Source organism: Silvanigrella sp., from assembly GCF_044369315.1.
In the GTDB taxonomy this organism is placed as follows: Bacteria; Bdellovibrionota_B; Oligoflexia; order Silvanigrellales; family Silvanigrellaceae; genus Silvanigrella.
In genome coordinates this window covers 1-7,133 of the sequence record NZ_JBIPMD010000179.1, presented here as the reverse complement: position 1 = coordinate 7,133, position 7,133 = coordinate 1, and the positions used below count along the sequence as shown (strand labels likewise).

6 protein-coding genes and 1 pseudogene are annotated in these 7,133 nt (G+C 34.2%); 3 read left to right on the top strand and 4 right to left on the bottom strand.

The annotated features are described in order from the left end of the window. Positions 1-1,206: hypothetical protein (locus tag ACIQ56_RS12760; RefSeq protein ID WP_397601440.1), on the bottom strand; the 1,206-nt coding region annotated here is incomplete at its 3' end. Positions 1,207-1,212: 6 nt separating this feature from the next. Continuing rightward, on the bottom strand, positions 1,213-1,644 hold the full coding sequence (locus ACIQ56_RS12755; protein ID WP_397601439.1) for a hypothetical protein: 432 nt from the start codon (positions 1,642-1,644) through the stop codon (positions 1,213-1,215). Between the two features lie 181 nt (positions 1,645-1,825). Here ACIQ56_RS12755 and thyX point away from each other — a divergent pair, with 181 nt between their 5' ends. Then, positions 1,826-2,548 (top strand): FAD-dependent thymidylate synthase, encoded by a 723-nt coding sequence (gene thyX, locus ACIQ56_RS12750; RefSeq protein ID WP_397601438.1) that lies wholly within the window; start codon positions 1,826-1,828, stop codon positions 2,546-2,548. A 161-nt stretch (positions 2,549-2,709) separates the two neighbouring features. Then, the gene (locus ACIQ56_RS12745; protein WP_397601437.1) at positions 2,710-3,690 is read left to right on the top strand and encodes a flagellin; all 981 of its coding nucleotides are present in this window, start codon (positions 2,710-2,712) and stop codon (positions 3,688-3,690) included. A gap of 89 nt (positions 3,691-3,779) precedes the next feature. Here the strand turns inward: ACIQ56_RS12745 and ACIQ56_RS12740 are convergent, their stop codons facing one another. Together ACIQ56_RS12740 and ACIQ56_RS12735 are read right to left on the bottom strand one after the other, a co-directional pair. Continuing rightward, complete coding sequence (locus ACIQ56_RS12740; protein WP_397601436.1) at positions 3,780-5,204, bottom strand: POTRA domain-containing protein; 1,425 nt, start codon at positions 5,202-5,204, stop codon at positions 3,780-3,782. Between the two features lie 23 nt (positions 5,205-5,227). Continuing rightward, positions 5,228-5,821, bottom strand: a complete 594-nt coding sequence (locus ACIQ56_RS12735) for a TetR/AcrR family transcriptional regulator (protein ID WP_153421589.1) — start codon at positions 5,819-5,821, stop codon at positions 5,228-5,230. A 147-nt stretch (positions 5,822-5,968) separates the two neighbouring features. Between ACIQ56_RS12735 and ACIQ56_RS12730 the strand changes: the two are divergent. Then, a pseudogene (locus ACIQ56_RS12730) lies at positions 5,969-7,133 on the top strand (hypothetical protein); the annotation flags it as partial.

Genomic DNA, 7,133 nt, shown 5'->3' with positions numbered 1-7,133 from the left:
AGAAGAAAACGTTTTATAAAATCGGCTTACCCACTCTCCAATCCAATTATTACCATTAGAAATAATGATGATATCTGAAGAAAGTGCACACATGACATCATAAGTGCTATCTAAAAATTTAAGTGCATTTCCGTTAACGGGTGCAATAGGGGCATGAATTACGGCATCACAAACCGAAATGATGCAGGAAAACTGATTTCCTGCTATTTCTTTAAGGCCGTCTCCATTTGGATTTAAAAAATAAACATGGTCATCAATGTTTAATTCAACAACACTTTGTCTGATATCAGCAGCGGCTGCGCCCGTTCCACAAAAACAAAGCCTTGCTCTGCCTTGAAATGTGGGATTGCTTTGTAACAAGTTTTTAAAGGCAAAAACGGAATCCAAGGCACCTGATTCTATTTCAAGTGGTCCTAAATGGAAAAATATAAAATCGGATTCGGGGAGGCCTAAAGATGCTCTCAATTCAATTCTTCGAAAAGAAGAAATTTCAGCTGAATATCTTTGAGAATTCAAACCACGTGAAACACGACGGATTCTTTGTGAACTGACATCTTCAAGATAGGACCAAGTAGCTCCATCTTTATCAAAACATAAAATAAGATCCGCATTTTTTAAAACTTCTTTTCGAACGGTTCGTTCCCTTGCAATATTTGGTAAGGGTGAGCCATTGGGAGATCTTGCCCCTAAATTAGCGTGCGGCGGTCTTGGAGCATTTTGCCAAATAATAAGACGAGAAAAGTTATTTCTTTTGACTTTTGATGCTTGGTAACTTGCTAAAGAGTTTTCTCCTAAGGATACAATAAGTGAATAATCCTCAAGTTCTTTTTCTAAACCAGATAAAAATGTTTTATTTTCATTCATGGAATCTAGTGTATAACATGTTAAATAAAGTGTTGTATTAGAATTATTTAATAGTTTTGCAAATTGAATAAAAGCTTTTTCTTCACTTATATGTGTGTATAAAGCGCCTTCTAACCCTAATTTATTGACACAATAATTCCATATTTCAAGTTCACAAGGGTGTGGAAGTTGTGGTGCAATAAAGGCAATTTTTTTAGATTTTTTTAAAACATGCGTTGCATGTCTTTCTTGAATATTTGAGAGAGACTTTCCGACATCTCCTTCAATAAAGCTAAGAAAATTTGAAAAATTTGATTTTTTGGAATCATTTATAATACTTTCAAGGGAGCTACATTTTGTCATTTGGAATTATCCTCCCAAAGAATATTGATTATTTTTATATGCATTTGTTACTTTACGAAGTGATTGTAATCTATTTAGTTCAATTAAAAGTTTACTCAGAATTTGTTTTAAAATTGTTTTAAAATTTTCATCATGCTCATTTATTACATTTCTAAATAAAGTAATTTCATTTTTAAACTCGGGATGATTTTTCATTCTTTGGGTAAAGGCAGAAATAATGCCAAGCCTTTTTTTCATAAATTTTTGAGTAATGAGCTCTAAATCTTCAGGAGCCATAAATGTTTTATAAACACCTATCTGGAGTTCTGAAAAGAGTTGAATATGGAGATAACTCCATTTTTGCCAAAATAATAAAAATTCAGATTTTAAAGGTGATAAATCAAATCTATTTTCAAGATTTGATTTTAAGTTTTCATAACTTGACGTCTCGTTAAACATGGCTTTTTCCACCAGTTTTCTTCCTTTAAAGAAAAGAATTTTTTTGTATTCCCTTGTTTGAGTTTATTGGATTGCTCTACTATTAATCAATTATTAGAGATGTTGCTTTTTTGGCTAAAATCCTGCACTTTTTTCTACTAAGCAAGATCTTTCTATCTTGTCGCATTAGGAGAATATTTAAATGATAAAAGAACTTATTGGAACAGCAATTGAAGTAGACGATGGTAAGGTAACACTGTCAGATTGTATGGGCAGCGATCTTTCTGTTGTAAATGCAGCACGCGTAAGTTTTGGAAAAAGAAAAACAGAAATGGATGACAAAGATATAAAACTTATTAAATATCTCGCTGCTCACAAGCACATAAGTCCCTTTCGTCATGTCGTATTTACCTTTACTTTAGAAGGCGTCTCTGAAGTTGTTTGTAGACAATTATATAAGCATCAAGTTGGTTGTGCTTATACAAGTGGTGAATTTAGAGAAGCAGCAACAACTTGGAATGAAGTATCGGGAAGGTATGTTGAGTTTGATCCTGAATTTCATATTCCATCTGAATTTCGTAAACAACACAAAAGTAACAAGCAAGCTTCACAAGAAGGTGAGCTTGTCGACTCTAATGAAGAAGCACGTTCTATTTATATGAACGCCATTGAACATGGTTTTTCTTCCTATAAAAAATTATTAGAGCTCGGTGTTTGTAAAGAGCAGGCTCGCATGATTATGCCTATCAGTTTTAAAAATTCTCTTGTTTGGACAGCCTCCCTTGAAGCGACTGTGCATTTTATAAAATTGCGTGATCATGAAGGAGCGCAACTTGAAATTAGAAATCTTGCTAGAGCTATTAAAAAACTAATTGATCCTATCTGTCCCCACTCAATAGAAGCATTGCTAAATTCAGATAAATAAAAAAAGAAAAAATTGCCTACAGTCTAGAAAATCTTTTCCGATATGCAAAATGTACGCATGGTAATTCGCCTGCGGTACATTTTTCTTAGTTAGGCCAAGGATGGCCGCACCCCGTACCAAGTGGTTTTGGACTGTGGTGAGTTTCATGGAGGAGACCAGCTATGGGTTTGCGTATACAAACCAACATCCAATCCCTTAATGCTCAAAGAGCTTTGAGTATTATAACCAAGCAAAATGATGAGTCCATTGAGAAAGTAAGCTCAGGTTATCGCATTAACAAGGCTTCAGATGATACTGCGGGTCTTGCAATTAGCGAAAAATTGAAAGCGGACGTTCGTGGTCTTAACATGGCAAAACGTAACGCTAGTGACGGTATTTCACTACTTCAAACTGCCGAAGGTGGAATGAATGAAATTGGAAATATTCTATCTCGTTTACGTGAGCTTGCTGTTCAAGGTGCTTCAGATACAATTGGGAATAAAGAACGCGGATTTATTCACAAAGAATTTAATGCTCTAAAAGATGAAGTCGATCGTATAACAAATTCAACAGAATATAATGGCACTTTATTATTAACTGGTAAACCAGAAGAAGCTGATGGTGGCTTGCCAGAAGATATGACTAAAAAATCAAATCCTCCACCACTAGAAGTTCAAGTTGGTAAAAACTGGAGTGAAATGACAGATGGTCAAAGTGATCCATTTAATGAAGAGTTTGCTCGTAATCCAGTGAACATCATTAGACTTAACTTTGATAAGATCAATACAAGTACAGTTGGTCTAGGAATTGGTCGTGCAAGTGATGAATCTTTAGAATCTACTGGTGTTTCTTTAGAAGAAGGAGATCACAACGATTCTAAATTGCGCGCTCAAGCTTCTATCAGCAAACTTGATGATGCGATTTCAAAAGTATCTGAGTTCCGTGCAGATATGGGTGCGTTGCAAAACCGTCTATACTCTACAATTTCTAACTTAAGCGTACAATCCGAAAACTATTCTGCTGCGAATAGCCGTATTCGTGACACTGACTTTGCTGAAGAAACTGCAAAATTGGCTCAGTCCAACATCCTCAAACAAGGTGGTGTGGCTGTACTTGCTCAAGCAAACCAAAGCCCTGGTGCAGCAATGCGCTTGTTAGGTTAATTTTAGGTTGTATTCTTGTTTTTAAAAGCAAAAGAAGTTCTTTATTAGAAATAATAAAGAACTTCTTTGTTAATTTAATAAAATATTTTCTAAAAAAATTGCAGTAATCCAAAATTAAAACCATAGGTATGAAATGGATTTAACGTATAAGCATAATCTATACGTAAAGCTACTCTATTTACTTTTAAAGGTAAAATACGGATTCCAGTTCCTACACTCACTCCTGTGTAGTTTGAAAACATTTCAGAAAATGTATTGGCAGCATATCCAACATCAGAGAAAAATGCGTGTTGAATAGCGATGTAATCATTTACATAGCTTGGTATTCTTAATTCAAAATTGCTAAAGGACGATAATTTACCGGAAAATTCTCCATCATAAAAACCTCTTATTTTATCAAGACCACCAATAAAATATTGTTGTGAAAGAACATTACTTGAAGTGACACTGATATTACTTCGTATTGCTAAATAAGATAATCTTGGGAGGGGTATGGTAAATAAACCTAAATTTATATTAGGATGATAAAATTGTAGTGTGCTATTTAACGAAGTATAATTGTCATTTTGTGCTTTGTATGATTCTCCAGTTGTATCTAAAATAGAAACAAAATTGACGCCATCCACTTTCATGCCATCATAATTTATTTTTCCTAATGTTAACCTACCTTCTAAAGCAACTGATGAAGATGATGGAGGAGAAAGATAATTATTTTTTTTATTTGTTAAGGAGTCGGCAGAATTAATTCCGTCATCTGTTATTTCATTTTTTGAATATAAAGCTCCAAAACCTAAAAATAAAGTAGGTGTAACTTTAATATCCGTAAATAAATTTAGCATATCTCTTTTATTAGCAAAAGTACCTGTTACTTCTCTGTTTTTATTATATGTATGAAATATATTGTGCTCTCTAGTCATATAATTAACTAAATTAAAACGACTTCCTAAAACACTTGGGTTTCTAAAATAAACAAAAGTAGAACAATTTTCGTTTTTACATCCATATGTGAAATTAAATGTATAAAGTCTTCCTATAAAGTTTGTCTCATAAAGACCTAAAACAAGATACGATGTGCCTCCACCAGATCCAGCTAAAAAATAAGGTAACAGAGTCCATTTTTCATCTAATTCAAATATAATTATGATTTGATTATTTTCATTTAAGCTTAATTTCACATCAATTTTAGAAAAAACTTGTAAATTTTTTAAATTTTGTAAAGAAATTTTCAATTTTTCAACAGTAAATATATTTTGATCTTTTAGCTCTATGTTATCTTCAATAACATCATCATTTGTTTTATTATTTCCAACAAAATCTATAGATGCTATTATTAAACCTTCAGCTTTTTTAGGGGGTATATAAGAAATTTTTGTTGAATTTTCTTGTTCAATACTATTATTTAAGTCTTCTGAAAATACAGGATTACTAAGGAATAAAGATATAAAAAAAGAACCTGCAATTAAAAGAAGGAGAGAAATATCTTTTCTATATTTTTTTAATTTACATAAGTACACTAAAATTAAATTTCCTGATTATGTTACTTTTTTACTAAAAAATTCAAAATAGCTTCTTCACAATTCTTTACAATTTCGTCGTAATTATACACTCCTTCATCGAAAAGCCACTGTAAAGCAATGCCGTCAATCATAGCTATAATCATACTGGCAAATTGAGCTGAATCTCCTTTACGAAAAACTCCTTGAGAAATTCCTTGTTGAATGATGACGGCTATGGAATTTCTAAACTTAGCATAGTGACTTGCTATTTCTTGACGGACTTTTTCTTTTTGGTCTATTTGAGTCCAAAAGTCCATATTAATTCGATAATATTCTCTTTTATTTTGAACGACGCTTGAGCACATCCAGATGACGTTAGAAAGCCTTGCTATTGGATCTGGGTTTAAATCACCAGAATGAAGAAGATTTTCAATGTCTGCACTTACGTGATCAAGAACAGTCATCATGAGATCTTCTTTATTTAAAAAATAATAATGAATAATCCCTTTAGATACATCTGCAACTCTCGCCACATCTTGCATCGAAAAATTGCTATAGCCATAGCGTGTAATGCACTCAATCGTTGCATTAATTATTTGGGTTTTTCTTTCTGAAGCGAGGTCGGAACGGCTCATAATTTAATTTCCTGTTTTAAATCGTCAATTTCATATCTGGGAAGGAACTGATAGTCCCCCATCAACTAAAATAGCTTAAGATCAAAGTACCATGAGTCAAGAGAATCAATTACAAACAAAGGAAACTTAAGGTCTAAGGAAAGACATATGTACGATTTGCTTCAGGTTATGCAGCAAGATGGGTACCTGTCTTCTGGAGAGCTGATAGCCTTAAGAAAAACATGTAAAGAACTGGGCGAAAACCCTGTTCGTATATTACGTTCATTAAATATCGCTTCGCCAGAGCAAATTCAAGAATATCTGCAAAGGTATTTTAGAGTTAATGCTTTATCTGATAAAGCGATATCTTTGCTTGATGAAAGTTATCAAAGTTTTATACCGATAGATTTAGCTATTCACTATAGTTGTATTGGTCTTGGTGAAGAAAATTCTGTTTTGTATGTTGCCTTAGAAGATCCCTCAGATAGAGGAACAATTCAACAACTCCGTTTTTTTTTAAATAAGAGAATTATTGGGATTTCTGCAACAGTTTTTCAACTTGCAGAAGGATTATCTAAAATATATCGAGTCAGTATTCCAAATTTAAGACTTACAACTGTAATTGAAAGATCTAGAGGAGTCATAGGTGGCTTGCGTTATGAAGCCCCTTTTGAGGCCGAAGCGATTACGATTGGAGATGATTTTGCAGGGGCAAATTTATCCGATTATGATTCTGATGAGGTTAGCAGCTTTGTTTCAAGCTCTGAAATGGGGTCTTCCGTAAAATCGGGTGATCACAAAGGTGAAGACGAGCCTTCACCAGATATTTCCTTCCCTGAAATGAATAGTATTTCAAAAGCACCAGATCCTTCCATCGGGTTTATTGATGGAAGTAGTGGAGAAATTGCTGCTGGTGTTTTAGATGCTGAAGATAAGCCAGATATCGAAGGTGCTGGTTTATCAACGAATCCTCCCGTTGTTGAAGCAAAAGAGTCCGCTGCGCCACCAACTGAAGAAGAAAATTCTCCTGCTGAAACTTTACAAACTCAAGAAAATCCAACAGCGGAACCTGAAGCAGCTGTTCAAGAAAATCCGGAAGAAAATTTATTAAGTGAAGAAGCGCCACTAGAAGCGGCATCGCCAGAAGGCGCGGAATTAAGTGAAGAAGCGCCACTAGAAGCGGCATCACCAGAAGGCGCGGAATTAAGTGAAGAAGCGCCACTAGAAGCGGCATCACCAGAAGGCGCGGAATTAAGTGAAGAAGCACCACTAGAAGGCGCGGAATTAAGTGAAGAAGCACCACTAGAAGGCGCGGAATTAAGTGAAGAAGCAC